Source organism: Mesorhizobium sp. W016 (genome assembly GCF_054719485.1).
Genome location: NZ_JBTTIF010000002.1, coordinates 2,709,634 through 2,731,481, shown reverse-complemented (window position 1 = coordinate 2,731,481; position 21,848 = coordinate 2,709,634). Strand labels below are relative to the sequence as shown.

The window sequence follows — 21,848 nt, the reverse complement described above, 5'->3', positions numbered from 1 at the left end:
GTTCCTGTGTGGCGGGGAGAAGAGTTGTGCTCTTCCCCTGCATCAATCGCTATGTGACATAGCTTTTAGAATTGCTATGTTGCATAGTCTTTTTTGCTTGACAAGAACCTTGGTCGCAGCGATCGGTTGCAGCATGGACGAGACATCGGACCGCAGCGGCAAGGTGGCTAGGGTGGCGCCTGAAGACAGGCTCGACGCACAGATCGGCTACAATCTGCGGCGAGCTTCGACCCTGGCGCTCAATGATTTCACCGCCGAGATGGCCGATGCCTCACTGCGCCCGGTCACCTACGGGATGCTGGCGCTGATCGACGAACGGCCCGGCATCAGCGCCGCCGAGCTTTGCCGCCGGCTGGGCATGAAAAGCGCCAACATGGCGCCGCTGCTGGCCGAACTCGAGGAGCGCGGGCTGGTCGAGCGCGACGACCATGCGGAGGACAGGCGCATGCAGGTGCTCGCTCTGACCAAGGCAGCCAAAGCCGCCATGCCGGCATGGCGGCTCAAAGTGCGCAACCACGAGGACCGGTTCCTGCAACGGCTGACGAAAAAAGATCGGGCAACACTGCTGCGGCTGTTACGGCTGATCTGGAGCGAGGAAGACTGAAGGCAGGCCGAGCGGCGGCGCTGGAACTGCCAATCTCCCACTCAGGTGGATGTCCGGCAGGATAGAGAGCGCGAGAAGGATTGCAGCGTTGCAACGAGTGCCCTGCGCAACACCCTGTCAGCAATCTTCACCACGCCCGTTCCCTCTCCGCCCTGCCCTGCGGTAGGCTCGCGCGATCCGCAACAGGATCGCGAGAGCCATGATTGTCCAGACCTGCATCAACGGCGCGCGCGCCGCCGATTTTCACCCCACGCTGCCGCTCGACGCCGAAGCCATGGCGCGCGATGGCGCGGCCTCTGTTGCCACCGGCGCAGCTGAACTGCACGTCCATGCCCGCGGAGCGGACCGCCGCGAAAGCCTTTCGCCGGCGGCGATGGACCCGACGATCGCAGCACTTCGCCGCGCATGCCCCGGTACGCTGATCGGCGTCTCCACCGGCGCCTGGATCGAGAACGACGACGTCAGCACGCTGGTCGCCATCGCCGCCTGGCGCGAACTGCCGGACTATGCCTCGGTCAATCTCAGCGAGGCGGCAGCACCCATCGTCATGGAAAGCCTGCGTCAGCGCGGCATCGGCATCGAGGCCGGTCTGGCCTCGGTCGCCGACGCCGAGCGCCTCGTCGGCCTCGACCATGGCGGGCGCGTGCTGCGCGTCCTGATCGAGATTTCCGAGCAGACGCTAGACGAGGCTTTTGCGGTCGCCGACGGCATCGAACAGGTCCTGGAGCGCGCCGGCATTCGCCGTGCCATCCTGCTGCATGGCGAGAACGCGACGGTGTGGCCGTTCGTGCGCCGTGCGGCGGATCGCAACTGGTCGACGCGCGTCGGGCTGGAGGATGGGAAGCATCTGCCGGATGGCACGGTTGCGGCCGGCAATGCCGCGCTGACGGCGGCAGCGGTGGCGATCTTCCAGGCCGGGCGATAGCGCATACAAGCAGCGCGCCAAGGCATCGCCGAGACGATGGCGATCGCAAGGCCCGCGCCGCGAAAGTCGGTGGAAGCTATTCAAATTTTATGTATTAATTAAACCGGCAGTTAATAGTCGCATCAACGGTCTCATCTATGTTAATATTCTCCCGCATCGGGGACTTTTTTAATGAACGTCATTCCGGATAATGATCACGCTGCGCCGCGTCGGATTCAACAATATACATCGATACAGACCCTGCGGGGGCTAGCAGCCCTTATGGTTGTTATCTATCATCTTCCGGCCGCACTAGGCGTGCTCGATTTGCCTATTCCCATTCTAAACAGCGGCGTCGACCTGTTTTTCGTCATCAGCGGTTTTGTCATGGTTGTCTCGACGGAGAACAGACATCGCGACCACCGTGCTTTTTTGATGCAGCGGTTCACGCGCGTCGTTCCGTTCTATTGGGTCATGACCTTCCTCATGGTCGCCGCACTTTGGCTGTTTGCCGGTCGTGGAGTGTCCTTTGAGCAGATTACCAATAGCCTGCTTTTCGTGCCCTATCTCGATACGGCCACAGGCTATGTCCAGCCAGTGCTTGGCGTGGGTTGGACGCTCAATCTGGAAATCCTGTTTTACATTCTGTTCGCGGCGACTATGGGTTTTGGTGCGCTGACGCAAATGGCCACGATTGGCGTTGTCTTTGCAATCGCCGTAGCCGCACGCATTATCTTCAAACCCGCCGCCGACACTGTGCTGTTTTTCTATACCACGCCAATCCTGTTTGAGTTCCTTGCCGGCATGGCTGTCGGCCATCTGGTCGGCAGACTGGTGCGTCTGCCCGCTTTCCTGGGTGCCTCGGCTGTCGGGTTCGCTATTGTGTCCACACTGGTGATGGTACTTGGCTTCAACTTGCCGCGAACCCTTGCTCAAGGTATCCCGGCGCTGATCCTTGTCGCGGGTTGCATCAGCCTGGAGAGCTACTTCCGACTTTTTGCTCCTCGCGTGCTGGCAAGGCTGGGAGATGCTTCCTACTCTCTCTATCTGACCCATCCTATCGTGCTGCTCGCGATCGCTCCTGTCGTTGCAACCGCCAATGTGTCACCATGGCTTGCAGGCATAGCTATTGTCACCGCCTGCATCGCCGTGTCCCTGGCAAGTTATAGTTTTATTGAAAGGCCGCTTTTGGCCATGTCGCGAATGAGCCTCTCCGCTTATCAGGTGAAGGCGTGAGTTGCGGCTACGCCGCAACTCGGTCGGCCTGCTATGCGGGTGCGTTGCTCACTACGACCTACCGTCGCGTTCAAGCGACCACGGCGGCAAGATCGTCTTCGAACTCCGTCGCCTAGTGCTGTCGCGCACATCCTCGACTGCCCCAAAATGCGCAGCGGTTTTGGGACGACATGCATCCTGTCTTGCCTGAACGCACACGGGAACTGACACAGAGGGATGACATAGCTCTTGCTGCTGTTAAAAATTCCCCATAAGGTATTTTTCATATCCGAAAGAAAATCCGATCGTTTCTTTCCCTTTATGAAAGCCTTGCCTTTTGCGTGAGCATCTCGATCAAACCGATCGACGGCTGGTAAAGCTGTTGTCGCAGGATGCCCAGCCCGGCATCAACCGGCTCGCCGAGACGATGGCGATCTCGGTGCCGACGGTGCGCTCAAGGTTGCGCAATCTGCTCGACCGCAACCTCTTGAAGATCGTCGGGCTGCTCAATCTGACCGAACGCCCCGAGCTGATCTCTGCCATTGTCGGCATCAATGCGCAGGGACGTGGCCGCGCCCGGGAACTGGCGCAGCGCATTGCCGAACTGCCTTTCGTCAACTCGGCCTCGGTGGTTACCGGGCGCTTCGACATCATCGTCGACGTGACTGTCGCCGGCGATGTCGCCGACCTCTACCGCATCACCAGCGAGCTGATCCCCGGCGCCGGCATTCCCGGCGAAGTCGTGCGCAGCGAAACCTTCGTCGTCATGGCTTCATGCAACAAATGGGTCAGCCTTCCCGAAGGCTGCTGGTCGGAAGAAACACCGTCGCGCAAGGAGCCGGCATGAGAATAGCTGTTCTCGGCGGCCTCGGCCTGCAGGGACGGGCGGCCATCGCCGATCTCGTCGCCAGCGCCGGTGTCGAGGAAGTCGTCTGCGTCGATACGTCGGCCGACGGCCTTGCCCGGCTTGCCGGGCTGACCGACCTTTCCCGCGTGCGTTTCGTCGTGCCCGAGGGCCCCATCGGCCCGGCACTTGCCACCGTGCTGGCGGATGTCGACGCCGCCATCGATCTGTTGCCACAGCCATTGATGCGCGAGGCGGTGCAGGCCGCGATCGCAGCGCGCACGCCGCTGGTCACCACCAATTACGGCAAGGCGATTGCCGATCTGGCGGCGGAGGCTGAACAGGCCGGCGTTTCGATCATGACCGAATGCGGGCTCGATCCCGGCATCGACCTCGTGCTCTACGCGCGCGCCGCAAAGCAGTTCTCTAGGATCTCCTCGATCGATTCCTATTGCGGCGGCATCCCCGAACCGAAGGCGATGGCGAAGCCGCTCTGCTACAAGGTGAGCTGGAATTTCGACATGGTTCTGGTCAGCCAGAACCGCGACAGCGTGATGATCGAGCATGGCAAGCGCGTCGAAGTGCCGGCCGGGCGGCAGCACGACAATGCCTTCATCCACGAGATCGAGGTCGCGGGCCTCGGCCGGCTGGAAGCTTTCCCCAATGGCGACGCGCTGCACTATGTCGAGATGCTGGCGGCCGCCAAGGGATTGCAACGCTCGGGCCGCTATACGCTGCGCTGGCCGGGATGGTCGGCGTTCTGGGCGCCACTGAAGGAACTCGGCTTCCTCTCCGAAGACAAGGTGCCCGGCACCGGCGCCAGCCCACGCGAATTTCTCGGCCGTCTGCTCGGCCCGCAACTGCAATATGGCGCCGACGAGAAGGACCTTTGCGTGATGCGCAATGTCTTTTCCGGTCTCGAAGGCGGCCGCGCCAAAACGGTGACGTCGGACCTGATCATCGAACGCGACCTGGCATCAGGCCTGTTCGGCATGAGCCTTGGCGTCGGCTATCCCGCCAGCATCGTGGCGCAGATGCTGGCGCGGCGCGAGATCGCCACACCAGGGCTTTTGAACCCGCTGCTGCATGTGCCGGACGGGCCGTTCTTCGACGAGCTGGCCAGGCGTGGCATCAAGGTTGCCGAGACGGTGGCCTGGGACTGAGGATTTTCGAACGGTGGCTGCCGCCGGCAAACGGTGCCGCCGCTCAAAAAACACCCAAAAGGGTGGAATAACAAAGTGGAACAACAACGATAACAGGAGGAATGCCAAAATGAAGATTGCCAGACTTTTTATCGCCGGACTTGCGCTTGCGGGGCTCGCCACGGCGGCCAGTGCCGGAACGCTCGACGAGATCACCAAGCGCGGCGAACTGCGCGTCGCGGTACAGACGCAAGGACCTCCCTTCTCGCTGGTCGGCGCGGCCGGCGAGCGCACCGGCAGTTCGGTCGAACTCGCCGAGCTGATGGCCAAGGAAATGGGCGTCAAGATCACCTTCCTCGACTATGACTGGGACGGGCTGATCCCGGCGCTGCTTTCGGGCAAGGCCGACCTGCTCGTCGCCGACATGACGCCGACGCTGGCGCGCGGCATGAAGGTCGCCTTCACCACACCTTACATGTATACGGGCAGCACCGTCTTCACCAAGGCCGACAGCAAGTTCAAGACAACCGAGGACTGCAAGGCCAAGGGCACCAAGATCGCCGTGCTGTTGGGCGCCACCGGCGAAAAGGAAGCCAAGAACGCCTTCCCGGATGCCGACATCAAGAGCTACAAGGGCGGCGGCCCGCTGCTGCTCGACGCGGTCAACAACGGCCAAGCCGATTGCGGCGTCAACGACGTCTCGGCGGTCAAGGGTCAGTCGACAGCCTATCCCGCCGGCACCTTCACCATCATGCCGGACCTGTTGTCGAAGGAGCCGCTTGCCTTCGCCACCCGCTACGACGAGCCGGACCTGTTGATCTGGATGAACCTGTTCCTCAACCAGGTCAGCATCGACGGCCGCTTGCAGAAGAACCTCGACTACTGGGTCAATTCCGACGCCTGGAAGAAGGATCACTAAGCAGAGGTAAGCAGGGAGTAGTGAGTAGGAAGTAGTGAATGGTGAATGGTGAATGGCCATTCCGGACGCCCTTCACTGCTCACCACTCACTACTCACTACTGCCCATTCACCATTCACAATTCACCGCCATGCTCGAAAATTTCAGCTTCCGCACCATCGTCGAATATCTGCCGCTGTTCGGGCAGGGTCTGATCACGACCGTGTGGCTGTCGGCGCTGTCTTTTGCGGGCGCGCTGGCCGTCGGCATCGTGCTCGCCGCCATGAACCTGCAGCGCGGCCAGCTGTTTCGCGTGCTGGCCAAGGGCTATATCGATGCCGTGCGCGCCACGCCGTTGCTGGCGCAGCTCTACTTCCTCTATTTCGGCCTGCCGCGTCTCGGCTTCGTCCTGCCCGAGCTCGTCGTCGGCATCATTGCTTTGTCGCTGAACAGCGGCGCCTATGTCGCGGAAATCATCCGCGCCGGCATCCTGTCGATCCCGCGCGGCCAGGTCGAGGCCGGGGTTGCCTCGGGAATGACCTATGTCCAGCGCATGCGCCTGGTCATCCTGCCGCAAGCCTTCAAGGTGACGATCCCGCCGCTGCTCGGCCAGGCGATCGTGCTGGTCAAGGATTCCGCGCTTTTGTCGCTGATCTCGGTTTCCGAACTGACGCGCGCCGGCCAGTTGCTGGCGTCCGACCGCTTCATGCCGGCGGAAGGCTTTCTCACCATCGCCGCCTTCTATCTGCTGCTCTATTACGGCCTCAAAGGACTGGCGGGGCTGTCCAGTCGCTGGCTCGGTCTGCAGCCGGCAAGGAGCAGCACATGATCTGGCAACAGCTGCAAAGCCTGGCCGGCAGCTATCCCCTCGCCTTGCGCGGCCTTGGCATGACCGTGATGCTGTCGGCGATCAGCCTGGTGCTGGGCACGCTGCTTGGCTTCGGCCTCGGCATATTGCGCACCGGCGGCAACCGGCTGATCTCGAGCATGATCGGGGCCTGGGTCGACCTGATCCGCGGCACGCCGTTCCTGGTGCAGATCTTTCTGATCTTCTTCATCCTGCCGGAATTCGGCATCGAGCTCGATGCCTTCACGGCCGGCATCATCGCGCTCACCAACCTCGCCGCGTGCTTCATCTGCGAGATCGTCGCCGCCGGCATCCGCTCGGTGCCGACCGGCCAGGTCGAGGCAGCGCTGGCGTCCGGCCTGTCGCGCTGGCAACGCATGCGCCAGGTGGTGCTGCCGCAGGCGATGCGCATCGTGCTGCCGCCGCTGGTCGGGCAATATGTACTCTTGATCAAGGATTCCTCCGTCGTCTCGGCGATCGGGCTGACCGACCTCACCCGCGTCGGCTGGCTTGTGGTGCAGCGTGTGCCCAACGGCCTGCTGGTCTTCTTCCTGGTCGGCGTCGGCTATTTCGTCGTCTGCTATCCGCTGATCATGCTCGCCCGCCGGCTGGAGCGCCGCATGGGCGCGGCGCATGGCGAGGTGCAGCTGTGACATCGAACCCAAAGGGCTGACCGCCATGACCAATCCAAGCCCGACCAAGACAAACCTGACCAAAACGGGCATGGTCGACTTTCGCGGCGTCAACAAATGGTTCGGCTCGCTCAATGTGCTGAAGGACATCACGCTCAGCGTCGAGCCGCGCGAAGTGGTCGTCGTCTGCGGCCCGAGCGGCTCGGGCAAGTCGACGCTGATCCGCTGCATCAATGGCCTGGAGGCGATCAAGGACGGGGATCTCGTCGTCGACGGCCAGCGCCTCGGCGACCCCGCCACCAACATGACGCAGCTGCGCGCTGAGATCGGCTTCGTCTTCCAGTCGTTCAACCTCTACCCGCACAAGACGGCGCTGGAAAACGTCACGCTGGCGCCGATCCATGTGCGCAAGATCCCCCGCGCCGAGGCCGAGCAGGCCGGGCGCGACTTGCTGGCCAAGGTCGGCCTCGCCGACAAGGTCAACGCCTACCCGTCACAGCTGTCCGGCGGCCAGCAGCAGCGTGTGGCCATCGCGCGCTGCCTCGGCATGCGCCCCAAGATCATGCTGTTTGACGAACCGACCTCGGCGCTCGATCCCGAGATGATTTCCGAAGTGCTCGACGTCATGGTCGCGGTGGCCGAGGAAGGCATGACCATGATGGTGGTAACGCACGAAATGGGCTTTGCCCGCAAGGTGGCGCAGCGCGTGGTGTTCATGGACGCCGGCGCCATCGTCGAAAGCGGCACGCCGGAGGCATTTTTCTCCGACCCGAAGACCGACCGCAGCCGGGCTTTTCTAAGCAAGATTCTAAGGCATTAGAGTTTAGCCCAAGCCGAAAGGCCGCGGGGCAGGAACTGTCGACGCACAGCGCCAAACAACGAGCCGCCGGTAGAGTGGATCGGCTACGTTTACGTCTCCGGCTACGCCTCTGGAACTTCCACGTGCCGTCCAGAAGCTCCGCGCGGATGGAGCCGCACCATCCAGTTCCAGCCGGGCCACCATCGGCTGTACGGTCAAGCCACCGGCGCCGCGCCGCGCCGCTCGAGCGCGGTCCTGCGGATGATTTCCGCGATTTCCGGGCTGCTGCTGCACAGCATCTGGAAATCCGCCGCGTGCAGCGACAGGAGTGAGACAGAAGTTGCGGCAGTGACGGTCGCCATACGCGGTTCGCCGCTGATCAGCGCCATCTCGCCGAAGAAGGCGCCAGGGCCAAGCTCCACCGGGTTCGGCGTCGCGACGCTGACGCGGCCCTCCACGACGAAGAACATCCGATCGCCGGTCTCGCCGCTGCGGCAGATCACGGCGCCCGCCGGCACCGTGCGAGGCCTTAACGCGCGCACGATCTCGACCAGCGTGGCCGGGCCAAGCTTCTGAAACAACGGAACGCCGGCAATCAATTGCCAATTGCGGACGAAATCCTCGCGACGGACTTCTTGATAAAAGCCGGAGGCAAGAATGCCGGCCCAGAGCCCGAAGATGCCGATGCCACACATCATGACAGCCCCGGCAAGGACGCGGCCGGCGAAGCTTTGCGGAATGTCGTCGCCATAGCCGGTAGTGGACAGCGTGACCACCGCCCACCACATTGTCTCGGGGATGCTGCCGAACTTTTCCGGTTGGACGTCGCGCTCGATGACATAGGCCGCGAGTGCGACACCGAACAGAACCAGGCCGAAGACCGTGGTGACGCCGACCAGGTTGCGCGCTTCGTTGGCCAGAACCCTGCCAAGCAGCGGGAAGAAGGTCGAGTCGCGCAGCGGCTTCAGCAGCCAGACAGCACAGTAGAGGCTCCGGTCGGGCGTGCCGTCGAGCAGAAATGCGGCGACTGGAACCAAAACCGCGAGCACATCGATCGCGATTGCCGGCGTCCTGTCCCTGAGGTCTCCCGCCCAGCGCTTGAGCAGGGTCTCGGCCATCTGCAGAAGATAGGCGGCCCAAATGACAGCGAGCACAGCAGCCAGAGCCAGTCTGCTTCGTCCGGACATGTTCGGCATCGTGAGCGCAGCCACCGCCAGAAGCCCAGGCGCAGCGAGCACCGCATTTAGCGGTGCGTAGATTCTCAGAAAAGGCAGTACCGACATTCTATCCCACCAGCGGCCACTGTGCTCCAGAATAGAGGCCTTCCGGGCAAGCGCAAAGGGTGCTTTGCGATCGCAAGATCACGTCACGCCAATGGCTTTCGGGCGCCGCTATCGGCTCTCCACGGTCGCACCGCAGGCGACGGATCAGCTCGGGAGCCGCCACATTCGCACGCGACCCGCACCGCGCAATTCCGTTTCATCGAGTGGGTCGCAAGCAAATTTCGGTCCAAGCAGTTGGTAAGTTGCATCGGAAATACGGATTTCATCGGGCTCCGCGGACGTTTGAATACGTGAGGCGAGATTAACGGTCTCACCCCACAGGTCATAGGCGAACCGCCTCTTGCCTATGACACCGGCGACGATCGGTCCTGAGTGAATTCCAATTCTCAGCCTTATCGGTTCTCCTGCGAAGCGTTCCCGCCTTACCGCCTTGCGCAGCTCAACTGCATAGCGCGCGAGGGCTTTTGCATGATCGGATCGCGCGGTGGGCAAGCCAGAGACCACCATCACACAATCGCCGATTGTCTTGATTTTTTCGCAGCCGTATCGTTCCGAGAGCCGGTCCGCCGCCCTGAAGAAGTAATTCAAGATAGCGAGCGTCGTCACGGCTCCGACGCTTCGCGCTCTTTCGGTAAAGCCGACGATGTCGGCAAAAAGCACACTCACCTCCGCGTGGTTGTCGGCAATTTTCTTTTGCGCTTTCAATCGCTCCGCGATCGAGGCCGGGAGAATGTTGAGGAGCAGGTTTTCGGCGCGCTGATATTCACGCGCCAATCCCTCCTGGCTCTTCCTCAACGCCTCGTTCGTCGATTGCAATTTTTCGTTGAGTTGACGCTCCCTCTCTTGCAGGAGCGTCATTTCATAGGCCTTCTGTTGAAGCCGCTGCCTGTTGTCTCGTTCGGCAGTGGCGTCCAGAAAAAGCAGCCACACGAACGCATTGTCAGCAAAAAAATGGAGGTCGGCGACACGCCCGCCGGGCAGTTCAACCATGTCCATGCGAAACGGAAGCTCCGGGCAAGGCAGCAAACCCTCCATGAATTCAAGCTGCTCGGCAACAGGCTTGCCGATGCGAAGTGATGACAGCCCGTAATGTTCAACATTACCGCCCTTGGCAGCTATGCAAAGCTCAGGGTCGATTTTCAGATAAGCGACAGCGTGCCCGTCGAAGAAGAAATTGAAAAACCAATTTCTGACTTCTTTTGGCAATTCGTGCATGGTCTATTTGGTGACCATCAAGGCAAGTTGACGAAAGGCGTCATCGACCTGCTCGCCCGAAAGCGCACTTGTTAGATAGATTTGCCATCCACGTTGCCTCAACTCGTTGATCTCACCATCCGATATCGCCCACCGATCGGCCAGATCGGACTTGTTGAACAGCAATACGAACGGCATGGCGCCGAATTCGGCCTCGACCCGTTCGCGCAGCGTGAGTGCCACGGCAAGAGTAGCGGCGCGGGTTCCATCGACGACAAGCACGAGCCCGGTTGCACCGCGAACATAGCTGACGCGGAATGAGCCGATATCGTCTTCGCCGGCCAAATCCCACAAAATCAGATCCACGGTTTTGTCCGGGAGCGCGACGCTCTTCTTGTCGATTTTCACTCCAACGGTGGTCAAGTAGGTTTCTGAGAAGATGCTCTGCACAAACCTGCGGACCAGACTCGTCTTTCCGACAGCGAAGCCGCCCAGCATGCAGATCTTTTTTTGCAACATGTTGGGCTCCGCTAGTCCAGGTTTACCGTAATCGAAACCCGGCGATTGGTGGAGCTACCGGTTAGACTGTTTTCAGGTACAGCCGGCTCAAAAGTGCCCGCGCCCCGAACCAGCAGCAGTTCGGGAGCAACGCCGCGCTTGTTGAGAAGCGCACGAACTGTCTCGGCGCGGGCGGCGCTGATCGACGCGTTGGCCGTCTCACGGCCCGTGGTGTCCGAATGCCCGGTCAACATGAACCGCGCCGTTACGCCGGAATTGCGGGCACTCTGGGCGAATTCCTTTATTTGATCCGCCAACCTGTCGAGAACCGGCGTCTGCTCCGGTCCCGGCACAACCTTGCCGGAAGAGAAGAAAATATCGGTCGTCTGGATCGCCTGCCGCAAATGATTAAGTTCTGCAAGGTTCAGCTCACGCAGCTGCGAGACATCCAGAACCACTCCGTCCGCCGAAAGTTGTTCAGCGGCGGCCCGCGCGCGGTTGATCCAGCCGGCAGGAGCCTCACCCACGGCCACGATGCGACCCTGGATGATCGAGAGCTGAACGGTTTTCGGCGGGGACAGCGCCGCCGTCAGCCGCTTCACCACAAACTTCGGATCAAGGCTCTGATAGAATTGCCACTGTGCATGAACGCGGGCAGGATCAACGTCCGTTCCGGAGAGCAGGGCTTGCGGGTCGGCGGCAAGCGGGTCTCTCAAGCCGGAAATGTAGAAATGTCCGCCCCTCGCGCTTTGTTGGGCGACGATGATTCCCGATTGGGCCTCAAGTCGCGACACATAATACTGCCAGTGCTCCGCCGCGCGTGCTTCGGGGCTCACGTCACGAACCTTGGAGATGTCGAATTCGGGTCCGCCTGCCGAAAGCTGCCGGGCCGCTGCGCGCGCGCGATCGATCCAGGTGTCGGGAGCCTCACCCTCGGCAACGATGCGATCATCGACGATCGAAAGTCGTACTGTATCCGGCGGATACAGTGACGCCGTCAGCCGCTTCAGCACGAACTCCGGCTCAAGGCTCTGATAGAACTGCCACTGCGCATGAACCCGGGCGGGATCGACCTCTGTTCCCGACAACAGCGACTGCGGATCGGCGCCAAGCGGGTCTCGCAGGCCGGCGATATAGAATTGGCCGTCGCTTATCTTTTGGTCTGCAACGATGATGCCCGGCTGGGTCTCCAGTCGCGACACATAGGCGTGCCAGCGCTCCGCCTCGCGCACTTGGGGACTTACGTCACGAACCCCCGAGATATCGAACACCGGCCCGCCTGCCGAAAGCTGCTGGGCCGCCGCGCGCGCCCGGCTGATCCAGGTGTCGGGAGCCTCACCCTCGGCGACGATGCGGCCATCGACAATCGAAAGTCGCACTGAATCCGACGGAGCCAGCGACGCCGTCAGCCGCTTCAGCACGAACTCCGGCTCAAGGCTCTGATAAAATTGCCATTGCGGATGAACCCCGGCCGGATCGACTCCCGTGCCTGACAACAGCGACTGCGGGTCGACGGCAAGCGGGTCCCTCAGGCCGGCAATATAGAACTGGCCATCGCGTACCTGCTGTTCGGCAACGATGATGCCCGGCTGGGCCTCCACTCGCGACACGTAAGCCTGCCAGCGCGACACGTAAGCCTGCCAGCGCTGCGCTGATTGCCAGGAAAGAAAGTACCAACCGCCTGCCAGACTCAAGAGCAACAGGGCAACGGCCGCCACCAGCCACGGAAATCCGTCGTTTGATTCCTCTTGCTTGAGCTCGACGCAGGTCTGCAACTGCGCCTCTACGGAGGCCAGCTGCGAACCGTCGCCGTCGAACTGCTCTAAAGCCTCTGAGGATTGCTCATGGATGCGAAGCAACACATCGCGAACGATTTCATGCAATTCCTCCGGCGGATTTCCCCGGATCACCGAAACCAGTGTCGCAAACGGTCCAACTTCCGACCAGAGACGAAGCTCGCCGAAACGGATTGTGTCCAGGCCGCTCTGCTCTTTCTCGTTAAATGAGTCTTTTACAAAATCCTGAATCGCACTGAGCATCGAAGAAATGAGCTGAGGATCTTCGCTCGTCGCATTGTCGGCAGTTATATGCGCTATCAAAAGGCCGGAATTCCGATGAATGAGAAAGGCATGTTCCACACGGTAGACAAGGGAATGCTTCAGAACAACTGCCGAGAAGCTTGCCCCTGTTCTCCAGGCTTCAAGTCTCCACTTGAGCCCGTGCCAGGTGAATATGTGCCTTAGAGTTTCATTCAGCGACTGAAAGGTCTGGTCGATCTTTTCCCCGATCGACTTGCGAATTGCCGGCAGAAACACCGGGTACAATATGTCCGTCAGCGTGCGCGGGCTCTTCTGGATCGACCGTTGCACAGCCCGTTCGACAGCTGGCGCAAGCGCCTCGCCGAGTTGCGCGTAAGGCGCTCGTCCGGCAGCACTGGGAAGAACGTCGCCCACGGCCGCCGCAAGCTGCTCGGGTTCGTCGAGCAGATGCGTAACGCGTGAAAGCTCCGAGATTTCGCGGCTGACCAGCAACTGCCGCAGCGTTTCCATGCGCGGATCGGCGGTGGGAACCGCCTCGAACTGCGCACGGTAGTCCGGATCAACGTTCCGGGCAATTTCGATCAAAAGACGAGCCAGAGCCTCGCGATCAATCTCTGTATCGTTCGAGGCTGTTCTTTGCGGAAGGTTGAATGGGTCGACGGTGGACGTCAAGGTCCCATCAACTCACTTTCCAGCTGCGGTCCGAGTTACTCTTGCTCCCGACGGGATCCTGATTGAGACACTTTGCAACCTCGACAAACAGGCCAGCCAAAAGATTTCGGTCGGTCTTGACGTTGCTGAGGTCGGCAAACATCTTCTCGATCAGCATCTGAACGCCTTCATTCTTCTGCTTGATTTCCTCACGCAGCAAATGATCGTTTCGATTTATCCGGTCCGAAACGTCGCGCTCGAGCGCGCTCAACTGATCCGACAACGTGCGCACCTGCTTTTCAAGAGCCTGGTTTTGCTCGCGAAGATTCCGGTCGATCTCCTTGTCGGCATCGGCTCGTGAATCTTTTTCGCTCCGCAATTGCCCTGCAAGCGAATCGATCTGCTTCTTTGCATTCGACTCGTACATTTCGAGATTGCGCTTGGCCTCGGACTCGACATCCTTGAAGCGCTGCAACACCCGTTCTTCAAGCTTGGAAAAACGGCGGTCATAGTCCTGCATCTGGTTGCCGAACAGCAGGTCACGGATCTTGTCGACACCGACGGCGTCGCCGGCGGTTCCGTTTTCGCGAGCCTGAACTCCCATGAAGTTCAGCCCGTTTCCTTCTGTGTTACCTATCAGATTTACGTCCGCCTTCTTTTCTGAAGAAGCGGAATTCGAAGATTCCTTAGCCATCCATATACCCCCATTGAACACATGCCGTCAGGTAAGCATGTCAGCAATCGGGCCGCAAGCCGGATTCGTCTTGACTTATGCCTATTCATGGGGCAGCCGAGCGCGATGGCTAACGGCCCGGCAATGGCAATCAGGGGCGATGCCCTCTTGAAGGCGCGGAGCGTGCCGACGGTTCCGGGTATCCAAAAAGCGGCCTTCAGTCGAACGTCGCCAGCGGCTCGGCATTGATCTCGACCCACTCACAGCGCCGGCTTTCGTGGTAAAAAGACTGAAAGGGCGGCGGGAACGACGGGTCGGCGAAGGCGCCGACGGGAATGGCGATCACGCCGGGTTGCGTGTCGATCCGATAGTGGACGGCGGCGCCGCACTCCGGACAGAAATTGTAGATGACGCGGCCGCCCTCGTCGCCGGTGCGCGTGAACTGCTTCGCCCGCCCCTCGATCGATACATCAGCTTGCGCAAACCGGACATTGTAGCTGAAGGCGCTGCCGGTGCGGCGCTTGCAGTCGAGGCAGTGGCAGACCGAGATGCGCACCGGCTCGCCCGAACAGACGGCTGAAAGCTGGCCGCAGAGACATTGCGCGCGGCGCGAGACCATAGTTTCTTCCTCCCCTTCACATCACTGCGTATCGGCGCTGGCCCTCAGTTCCGTCCGCTTCTGTTCCGAAACCATGGCCAGATCCAGCACCTTCTGCAGTTCGGCGGCATGGTGGAATGAAGGCTCGGCCTGCACGCCGCTGCGAACCGCATCGACGAAGCGCTGGTAATTGGTCGGCACCGTGCCGGCGTCGAGCACCTGCCATTTGGCGTTCTCGATATCCTCGCCGACACACGCCTTCAGTTCCGAACCCTCGAGATTGTGCACGACTTCGATGCCGCCCTTGTCGCCATAGATGCGCAGGCGCAATTCGTTGATGTGGCCGGTCGCCCAGCGGCTGGCGTGAACGACGCCAAAGGCGCCGTTGGAGAAATCCAGCGTCATGGCGAAGCTGTCATTGGCGTCGAGGTCGTATTCGCCGATGCGGTTGCCTGGCGCCTTGTCGAAGGTGCGCAGCCGGCAAAACACGTGGTCGACGTCGAGTGCGGCGCCATAGCTGGCGAAATCGAGGATGTGGATGCCGACATCGCCGAGCACGCCGTTGGAGCCGTGGTCACGCGACAGCCGCCACAGCCATTTCGGGTCGGTGCGCCAGTCGCCCCAGAATTTCGACACCAGCCAGCTCTGCAGATAGGAGGACTCGACGTGGCGGACGGTGCCGATCTCGCCGGCCAGCACCATCTGTCGCGCCTTCTGCAAGGCAGCGACATTGCGATAGGTGAGGTTGACCATGTTGACGATGCCGGCGGCCTCAGCCGCTTTGGCCATCTCGCTTGCCTTGCCGAAGTCTTCGGCCAGCGGCTTTTCGCACAGTACCGGCTTGCCGGCCGCGATCAGCGCCATGGTGGTCGGGTGGTGAATGCGGTCGGGCGTGACGTTGGCGACCGCATCGAACTCGCCCCACGCCAGCGCGTCTTCCAGGGATGTGAACCGCTTCGGTATCTTGAACCCGTCGGCAAATTCGCCAACGCGCTTTTCATCGACGTCGACAGCACCGACGATCTCGACGCCGTCGATACCGCCGAAGCGGCGGGCATGCTCCTGCGCCATCCAGCCGGTTCCCAGTATCAAAAGCCGCATTTTCTGCACTCCGAGCGAATTGGTTCGATTCAATCATATGGCGCGGATGGGCTCTAGGCAAACCCATGCGGAAAGCCGCTACGCCTTTTCCTGGATTTTGCTTTAGCGGAAGCCGGCCTCGCCCGAGGCGTGCAGCTTGCCACCACGCTCGACGATCGGCTCCAGCGCCTTGTCGACAGGCACATTCGGCGCATCGAGAATCGCCGACTTGGTGCCTTGCGGGTTGTGCGCCCACTTCACCGCATTGCGCAGCACCTTGTGCACATTGGCGTCGTGGTAGGTCGGATAGGTCTCGTGGCCCGGGCGAAAGTAGAAGACATTGCCGGCGCCGCGGCGATAGGTCAGCCCGGAGCGGAATACCTCGCCGCCCTGGAACCAGGAAATGAAGACGGTCTCCAGCGGCTCCGGCACGGCGAACTGTTCGCCATACATTTCTTCATTCTCGAGCTCGAAATATTCGCTGACGCCATCGGCGATCGGATGGCTGGGACTGGTCACCCAGAGCCGCTCGCGCTCACCCGCCTCGCGCCATTTCAGCGTGCAGGGCGTGCCCATCAGCCGCTTGAAGATTTTCGAGAAATGACCGGAATGGAGAACGATCAGCCCCATGCCTTCAAAGACCCGGCGGGCGACGCGCTCGACGACTTCGTCGGCCACCGCGCCATGATCCTTGTGGCCCCACCAGACCAGCACGTCGGTCTCGGCCAGACGGTCGGCCGGCAGGCCGTGCTCCGGCTGCTCGAGCGTGGCGGTCGAGGCGGAGATCGCCTTGTCGGCATTCAGCGCCTTGGCGATGGTCGTGTGCATGCCCTCGGGATAGAGGGCTGCGACCACCTCATTGGTCCGCTCATGGATGTTCTCGCCCCAAACGACAGCGCGTATTGTCATGATGTCCTCGTGGTGAAGCCGACCCGCAGGGGTCACTCATAGTCTGCCTGGGGGTGAAAAGGGAATAGGCAGTGGGGAATAGGCAATAGGGGCAGAAAAACAATCAACAGGCGATGGACGCTCCTGGGCCCTACTGCCTACTGCCTACTGCCTACTGCCTACTGCCTACTGCCTACTGCCTACTGCCTACTGCCTACTGCCTACTGCCTACTGCCTACTGCCTTACGCTCCCCGGCCTTCCTGAGCGACCCGCGTCAGCGGCTTGGTCAGGCGCGGCACGACGACGAGGCGTTTGATCTTGCCCTTCTTGTAGGCGGCAAGGAAGCGGGCGTAGTCCTTGAAGACGACGCAGCCATTGGATTCCGCACGGCCGCCGCGCAGCATGTAGGTGTGGGCGAGCAGGCCGTCGCGGCCGTATTTGTTGCCGCCGCTGACGGGAGTGAGACGGAGCGCCTCGACGCCATGGAAGCGGGATTCGCGCAGCCGCAGATCATAGGTGTTGGGCGGCGTCGGGCCGACATTCTTCTTGTGCACGAAGCGCGGCTGGTCGACCATCGAACCCAGCCCCGAATGGGCCTCCAGCCGCGAGCCGTCCGGCATGTAGACGGTCTTGGCCGAGATATCGTAGACGGCGACGCCGCCGCCCATTCCGGGCGTGGCGAACAGATCCTTGAAGGCGCGACCGACACCGCCCGCCGGGACGTCCGGCTTGGCATAGGCCAGCATCTCGCCGGCCTGTGTCTTCGACCGTTTGCCAGGCTTGATCCGGCTTGATTGGATGCTCTGGCTGTCTGGCACGCCAGGCAGTGCGGCGACCTCCGAAGTACTGCGTGGCGAGCGCGGCGACGAATTGCCCGGCGACTGGGGTGCGGGGCTCTCGGCCGTCCTGTCGGTCTGTGGCTTGGCTGCCCTGGGCTTGCTGGCTTGCCGAGCCTCGGCAGGCTGAGCGGTTTCGGCGCGTGGACGCCAACCGGGCAACGCAATGTTGTCGGGCAGATCGTCCTGCGGCGGCAGCGAAGCGACCTGAACCTCGGCCTGCTCAGGATCCTGCCCTCCGGCGATTGCTTCAACGGCCGGCGGCGGGGCCAGCATGTCAGCGTCTTCCGGCAAGCTGTTGGCCAGCGCCAGCGCCAGGCGCGACGAGCGTTCGATCTCAGCCACTTCCGGCCCAAAGCGTTCCGAGGCCGGGCCATGCTGATCGGGCAGCCGGACTTCGGCGAAACGGGCAGCGACCGGAAGGCTGGCAAGCATGAAGGGCGCATTCGAGGCCTTGGCGAAGGCGGCAGCCAGCTTTTGCGGCGACAGCTCTGCCTTGGCCACCACGCCGTCGAAGCGCATGCCGCGCGAAGTGGCGAGAGCGACGCTGGTGTTTGGCGCAATGTTTGAGGCGACACTGCTCGGGGCCACAGCGTGCGCGGCCGGCTTCAGCCGCGCCATCTTGCCGTCATGCGCGAAGTTCGCGGCGGCATGCGCGCAGCCGGCGTCGCATTGGCTGAGCAGCGAGGTCTGTAATTTTTGCGCCGAAAGCCGAGGCGCCCACGAATTGGCGAGGCTGCGGCGCGAATCGGCAAGTGCTGCGTTCGGCAGAAGCAGACTGCGCGGAAGGCTGTTGGAAGCGGCGGTGAGCGAGGTGCCGAGCGAATAGAGGCCGGCCATGGTTGCCACCGACCACAGCGCCAAGGCCGCGCCGACAACCGGCACCACCACCCAGCGCTGGCCGGATCTCTTCGAAGTCAAACCCCGTTCAGGAGTGTCGCCCCGGTCTTTCAAACGCAAAAACGCCATACAACCACTCTCAATCGGCATGCAGGCTTGCGACCCTCGCATCCGTGACATCCACAGTTCGCTGGTGCCCCCTGCACCTTTCGCGTCTGTTGCCGATTGAATCAAAAGATGGACAAAGTTGGTTAACCAATCCCTCCATCAGCCACCGATTATGCGGCGCCTGATACGAAAAAAAGAGCACTCCGTGGTCTGCGCCACGGTAGAAATGCTCTCCCTCACCCCCGCCTTGCTGCCCGTTTTTGCGATCCAAGTCAAGGAAACGCTGCGTCAGCCTGCTGCAAGCCTGTGCTGATTGCCCGCTGATCGGCCTTCTCAATCAGTTGACCTTCCGGTGGCTGGAAGGTCTATCTGATTAGAGACGGAGACCTCCGGCGACGGAAATTTACCGATGAGAACCGGCATCACGACCGAAGAATCCGACTGCAGGTCGAACCCCTGCTGCGGCTGGCTGATCACGGATGGATGGGGCAAGGACATGGCGCCGTGAGATGGACTGTGAAAGCGGCGCTGCTGTGGCTGGTCTGTGCCCTTACGATGGCCGCCTCCGTCGGCAGCGGACCGATCGTCGCGGCCCGCCAGGCGTCGATGAAGGAGATGGCGGCGGCTGCGAAAACCATTGCCGGCATGTTCGACCGCAGGCAAGCCTATGACGCGGCAGCCTTCAAGGCGGCTGCGGACACGCTGCGCGCGCGCACCGGCCCTGCCCTGATTGCCGAATTTCCGAGCGGCTCGCTTGGACCGCCTTCGCAGGCTAGGCTGGTGATCGATCAGTCACGGGAATTCGAGGCGCTGGCAAATCATATCGGGGCGCTGGCGCGCGCGCTGGCCGCCAAGGCCCAAAGCGCGCCGGCCGTCATCACCGATGACATGCGCATGGGCACCGGCCTGGCGATGCGCGGCGGCAGCCTGCTCGGCAAGCACTCGATTCCAGAGGAAGCCGATCCGACCAAACTGCCGGCGGAGCATATCCTGCATCTCATCCTGCAGGATTGCTCGACCTGTCATTCGAAATTCCGGCAAAAGGTACAGTGAAGCAACATTATCCGGCGGAGCATTTCCTTGCTGGCCTGCGCCACAGCCACTTTGCATACAAGTAAATTCGTTTGTGCTAATATATCGAGGATCGTGCATATCCATGCATGACGAGCATCGGGAGGATGCAATGAAAACCATGAATCGCAGGTCTGCAATTGCCCTCGGTCTGACGACCGCCGCGGTAGCGCCTTTGTTCACCTTGGCGGCATCGGCAAAAATCAAGAAATACGGCCCGAAAGAGGGCAAGGAGATTGCGCCCGGTGTCAGGGTGGTGGAGGTCGGCACCGGCAATGCAGACATTCCCGCCTACAAGAGCATCGCCATTATCGACGTTGTGTTTCAGCCCGGAGCACATGCTCCTCAAACCGTGATGGACAACGACATGGTGTGCACCATTACCTCAGGTGCATTCACGATCAAGAAAGCGGACAAGGAATTCAAGCTCAAGACGGGTGATATGTACACCTGCTCCAAGGGCAAGACCGATGAAGCGACGAATACAAGCAAGGAGGTCGGCGTGCATCGCATCGCCGTATTGATACCCGCATAGCAGATGGAATTCCGGCCGGACCACGCCGTCGCGAGTCCGGCCGGCCAGACGAGGCGATCTCGTTCCGTCGTCAGCGCGGCCATCTCACGCCAGCCACTCCCTGATCGCCGGGCGGGCGGGAACGGCGCGCATGTGGTCTTCGCGCTATGGCTTTGTTTGGGCATGATCTTTTGGGGAAGCTGGCTTGGTTTCACAATCAACGGCTAGGTCGAATGGCTAATCAATCAGCGCATCCACGTGGCCAATACGGAGATCGAAAACCGCACGAGCTTTGCCGGCCACCAGGCGGTGTTCGAGGCGATCGAGCGCCGCGACCCGGAAGCGGCCGGCCAAGCGATGCGGGCGCATCTGGAAAACGCCCGGCGCAAGTTCAATTCAGGTTCGGGCAGATTGGACTAGCCCGGCAGACGCGGCAGCGCTCTGGCGCAAAGCAAAAAGCCCGCCGTTCAAAGCCGGCGGGCTCCCTTCAATCATACAGCGCGATCCGGTCGTCGATAACCAGGACGACCGAATTTCGGCCTCAGCGGCTGGTTGCGCTCAGGGGGCGGGCTTCGACGGGTTTGAAGCGACCAGCGATCCGAGTTTGCCGGCTTTGGCCAGACTCGGCTTTTCGTAAGTTTTCTTCACAGAATCCCTCCTCTAACGGCATCAATTTCCTCTGCCGGGCCTGTTTTGTCAAATCTGGCAGCAGTCCGTCACAGGTCCCGGCGGCAATTCGTGCCCTTACGCCGGCTCGCGCTTGAGCGCCTGCGCCATGCAGTGAATGCCGCCGCCGGTCTTGGAAATCTCGCTCATGTCGACGGCAGCAACCTCGAAGCCGCGTGCCTTGAGCTGGCCGATCAGCGACTGGCTCGACGTCGGCGCGATGACCCTGTCCTTGCCCAGCGACATGAAGTTGCAGCCGAGCGCCATCGTGTCCTGGAAGGGCACGTCGATGATCTCGTGGCCCTTGCCCTTCAGCCAGTCGACAATGCCGGGCTCGGTGCAGGCGAGGCACACCGCGGTGAGCTTTTCAGCGATCGGCACCACCATCAGATCGATATGGACATAGTATTCGTCGATGAAGGCGAGGCGCGTTTCCCAGCCTTCCTTTTCGAACCAGTCCTGCACCTGCCGGGCGCCCTCTTCCTGCGTGCGGGCGCCGCCGCAGCCGATCAGCACCACGCCCTCCTCGATGACGTTGAAGTCGCCGCCTTCGAAGGTGCCAGCCGTGACCATGTCGTAGATGGGGATGCCGAGCTTTTCATAGGTGCGGATGGCGGCATAGTTCTCGCCGCGCCGCCACCAATTGGCCATGGCGGTGATGAAGGCGCCGTAGGGCGTCATGACGCTGGAGTCTCTGGAATAGACCTGCATCGGCAGTTCCGGCGTCGGCTCGTGCCAGTGGATGTTGACGCCGAAATGCTCGTAGGCGGCGACGAGGTCCTTGTGCTGCGCCTGCGCGATCTGGACGTTGCAGGGCGCTTCGCGCAAATGCTTGCGCGAGAGCGAGCTGGTCGAGAGGTGGCGCAGGAAGTTTGGCGAGCCGAGCAACACGTCTGTCAGCACGTCGGTCTCATTGGCAAAGCCCCATGATGTCAGCGGCTTGGTGCCGCCGGCGGGATTGCGGCGCTGCAGCGAGAACGGTTCGGCGACGATGCGGTCATGGACGGTCATAAGGTTCTCCTCG

The 21,848-nt window shown here is 61.5% G+C and carries 22 protein-coding genes; 12 read left to right on the top strand and 10 right to left on the bottom strand.

Annotated features, from left to right (window positions below):
• The first annotated feature begins 133 nt into the window (after positions 1–133).
• From ACYG9V_RS13610 to ACYG9V_RS13570, 9 genes are all read left to right on the top strand, one after another.
• Positions 134–604 (top strand): MarR family winged helix-turn-helix transcriptional regulator, encoded by a 471-nt coding sequence (locus ACYG9V_RS13610; RefSeq protein WP_352764328.1) that lies wholly within the window; start codon positions 134–136, stop codon positions 602–604.
• A gap of 199 nt (positions 605–803) precedes the next feature.
• Positions 804–1,529, top strand: coding sequence for a 3-keto-5-aminohexanoate cleavage protein (locus ACYG9V_RS13605; RefSeq protein WP_352764325.1), 726 nt, complete (start codon positions 804–806; stop codon positions 1,527–1,529).
• 171 nt (positions 1,530–1,700) lie between these two features.
• On the top strand, positions 1,701–2,744 hold the full coding sequence (locus tag ACYG9V_RS13600) for an acyltransferase family protein (protein ID WP_352764322.1): 1,044 nt from the start codon (positions 1,701–1,703) through the stop codon (positions 2,742–2,744).
• Positions 2,745–3,060: 316 nt separating this feature from the next.
• Positions 3,061–3,570: an Lrp/AsnC family transcriptional regulator gene (locus ACYG9V_RS13595; protein WP_023670324.1), complete on the top strand. Its 510-nt coding sequence runs from the start codon at positions 3,061–3,063 to the stop codon at positions 3,568–3,570.
• Entirely contained in the window at positions 3,567–4,730 is a 1,164-nt protein-coding gene (locus ACYG9V_RS13590; protein ID WP_352764319.1) for a saccharopine dehydrogenase family protein, read from the top strand. The genes ACYG9V_RS13595 and ACYG9V_RS13590 overlap by 4 nt, the downstream gene beginning before the upstream one ends.
• A gap of 109 nt (positions 4,731–4,839) precedes the next feature.
• A complete protein-coding gene (locus ACYG9V_RS13585) occupies positions 4,840–5,628 on the top strand; it encodes an ABC transporter substrate-binding protein (protein WP_023670322.1) in 789 nt (262 codons plus the stop codon).
• A 129-nt stretch (positions 5,629–5,757) separates the two neighbouring features.
• On the top strand, positions 5,758–6,435 hold the full coding sequence (locus ACYG9V_RS13580) for an amino acid ABC transporter permease (protein ID WP_023670321.1): 678 nt from the start codon (positions 5,758–5,760) through the stop codon (positions 6,433–6,435).
• A complete protein-coding gene (locus tag ACYG9V_RS13575) occupies positions 6,432–7,106 on the top strand; it encodes an amino acid ABC transporter permease (RefSeq protein WP_352764316.1) in 675 nt (224 codons plus the stop codon). Before ACYG9V_RS13580 ends, ACYG9V_RS13575 begins: the two co-directional genes overlap by 4 nt.
• A gap of 70 nt (positions 7,107–7,176) precedes the next feature.
• Entirely contained in the window at positions 7,177–7,905 is a 729-nt protein-coding gene (locus ACYG9V_RS13570; RefSeq protein ID WP_352764516.1) for an amino acid ABC transporter ATP-binding protein, read from the top strand.
• Between the two features lie 194 nt (positions 7,906–8,099).
• On the opposite strand, the gene ACYG9V_RS13565 is transcribed toward ACYG9V_RS13570, so the two are convergent.
• The 9 genes from ACYG9V_RS13565 to ACYG9V_RS13525 all read right to left on the bottom strand — a co-directional run bounded on the left by ACYG9V_RS13565 (position 8,100) and on the right by ACYG9V_RS13525 (position 18,546).
• The gene (locus ACYG9V_RS13565) at positions 8,100–9,167 is read right to left on the bottom strand and encodes a cyclic nucleotide-gated potassium channel (RefSeq protein ID WP_023684786.1); all 1,068 of its coding nucleotides are present in this window, start codon (positions 9,165–9,167) and stop codon (positions 8,100–8,102) included.
• Between the two features lie 144 nt (positions 9,168–9,311).
• Positions 9,312–10,382: an adenylate/guanylate cyclase domain-containing protein gene (locus tag ACYG9V_RS13560; RefSeq protein ID WP_352764313.1), complete on the bottom strand. Its 1,071-nt coding sequence runs from the start codon at positions 10,380–10,382 to the stop codon at positions 9,312–9,314.
• Between the two features lie 3 nt (positions 10,383–10,385).
• Positions 10,386–10,880: a Rab family GTPase gene (locus ACYG9V_RS13555; protein WP_023670316.1), complete on the bottom strand. Its 495-nt coding sequence runs from the start codon at positions 10,878–10,880 to the stop codon at positions 10,386–10,388.
• A gap of 11 nt (positions 10,881–10,891) precedes the next feature.
• Positions 10,892–13,570 (bottom strand): OmpA family protein, encoded by a 2,679-nt coding sequence (locus tag ACYG9V_RS13550; RefSeq protein WP_352764311.1) that lies wholly within the window; start codon positions 13,568–13,570, stop codon positions 10,892–10,894.
• Positions 13,571–13,577: 7 nt separating this feature from the next.
• A complete protein-coding gene (locus tag ACYG9V_RS13545) occupies positions 13,578–14,243 on the bottom strand; it encodes a hypothetical protein (protein ID WP_023670314.1) in 666 nt (221 codons plus the stop codon).
• Between the two features lie 196 nt (positions 14,244–14,439).
• Complete coding sequence (locus tag ACYG9V_RS13540; protein WP_023689042.1) at positions 14,440–14,841, bottom strand: GFA family protein; 402 nt, start codon at positions 14,839–14,841, stop codon at positions 14,440–14,442.
• A gap of 21 nt (positions 14,842–14,862) precedes the next feature.
• Positions 14,863–15,921: a Gfo/Idh/MocA family protein gene (locus tag ACYG9V_RS13535; RefSeq protein WP_023684783.1), complete on the bottom strand. Its 1,059-nt coding sequence runs from the start codon at positions 15,919–15,921 to the stop codon at positions 14,863–14,865.
• A gap of 102 nt (positions 15,922–16,023) precedes the next feature.
• Positions 16,024–16,809, bottom strand: a complete 786-nt coding sequence (locus ACYG9V_RS13530; RefSeq protein ID WP_352595897.1) for a ThuA domain-containing protein — start codon at positions 16,807–16,809, stop codon at positions 16,024–16,026.
• A gap of 222 nt (positions 16,810–17,031) precedes the next feature.
• Positions 17,032–18,546, bottom strand: a complete 1,515-nt coding sequence (locus ACYG9V_RS13525; RefSeq protein WP_352597538.1) for a tlde1 domain-containing protein — start codon at positions 18,544–18,546, stop codon at positions 17,032–17,034.
• A 531-nt stretch (positions 18,547–19,077) separates the two neighbouring features.
• Between ACYG9V_RS13525 and ACYG9V_RS13520 the strand changes: the two genes are divergently transcribed.
• The 3 genes from ACYG9V_RS13520 (at position 19,078) to ACYG9V_RS13510 (ending at position 20,578) form a co-directional block, all read left to right on the top strand.
• Complete coding sequence (locus tag ACYG9V_RS13520; protein ID WP_352597537.1) at positions 19,078–19,626, top strand: cytochrome c; 549 nt, start codon at positions 19,078–19,080, stop codon at positions 19,624–19,626.
• Positions 19,627–19,756: 130 nt separating this feature from the next.
• Positions 19,757–20,179, top strand: a complete 423-nt coding sequence (locus ACYG9V_RS13515; RefSeq protein WP_023684778.1) for a hypothetical protein — start codon at positions 19,757–19,759, stop codon at positions 20,177–20,179.
• Positions 20,180–20,416: 237 nt separating this feature from the next.
• The gene (locus ACYG9V_RS13510) at positions 20,417–20,578 is read left to right on the top strand and encodes an FCD domain-containing protein (RefSeq protein WP_023752549.1); all 162 of its coding nucleotides are present in this window, start codon (positions 20,417–20,419) and stop codon (positions 20,576–20,578) included.
• Positions 20,579–20,902: 324 nt separating this feature from the next.
• Here the strand turns inward: ACYG9V_RS13510 and ACYG9V_RS13505 are convergent, their stop codons facing one another.
• Positions 20,903–21,835: a dimethylarginine dimethylaminohydrolase family protein gene (locus ACYG9V_RS13505; protein ID WP_023693913.1), complete on the bottom strand. Its 933-nt coding sequence runs from the start codon at positions 21,833–21,835 to the stop codon at positions 20,903–20,905.
• Positions 21,836–21,848 lie beyond the last annotated feature (13 nt).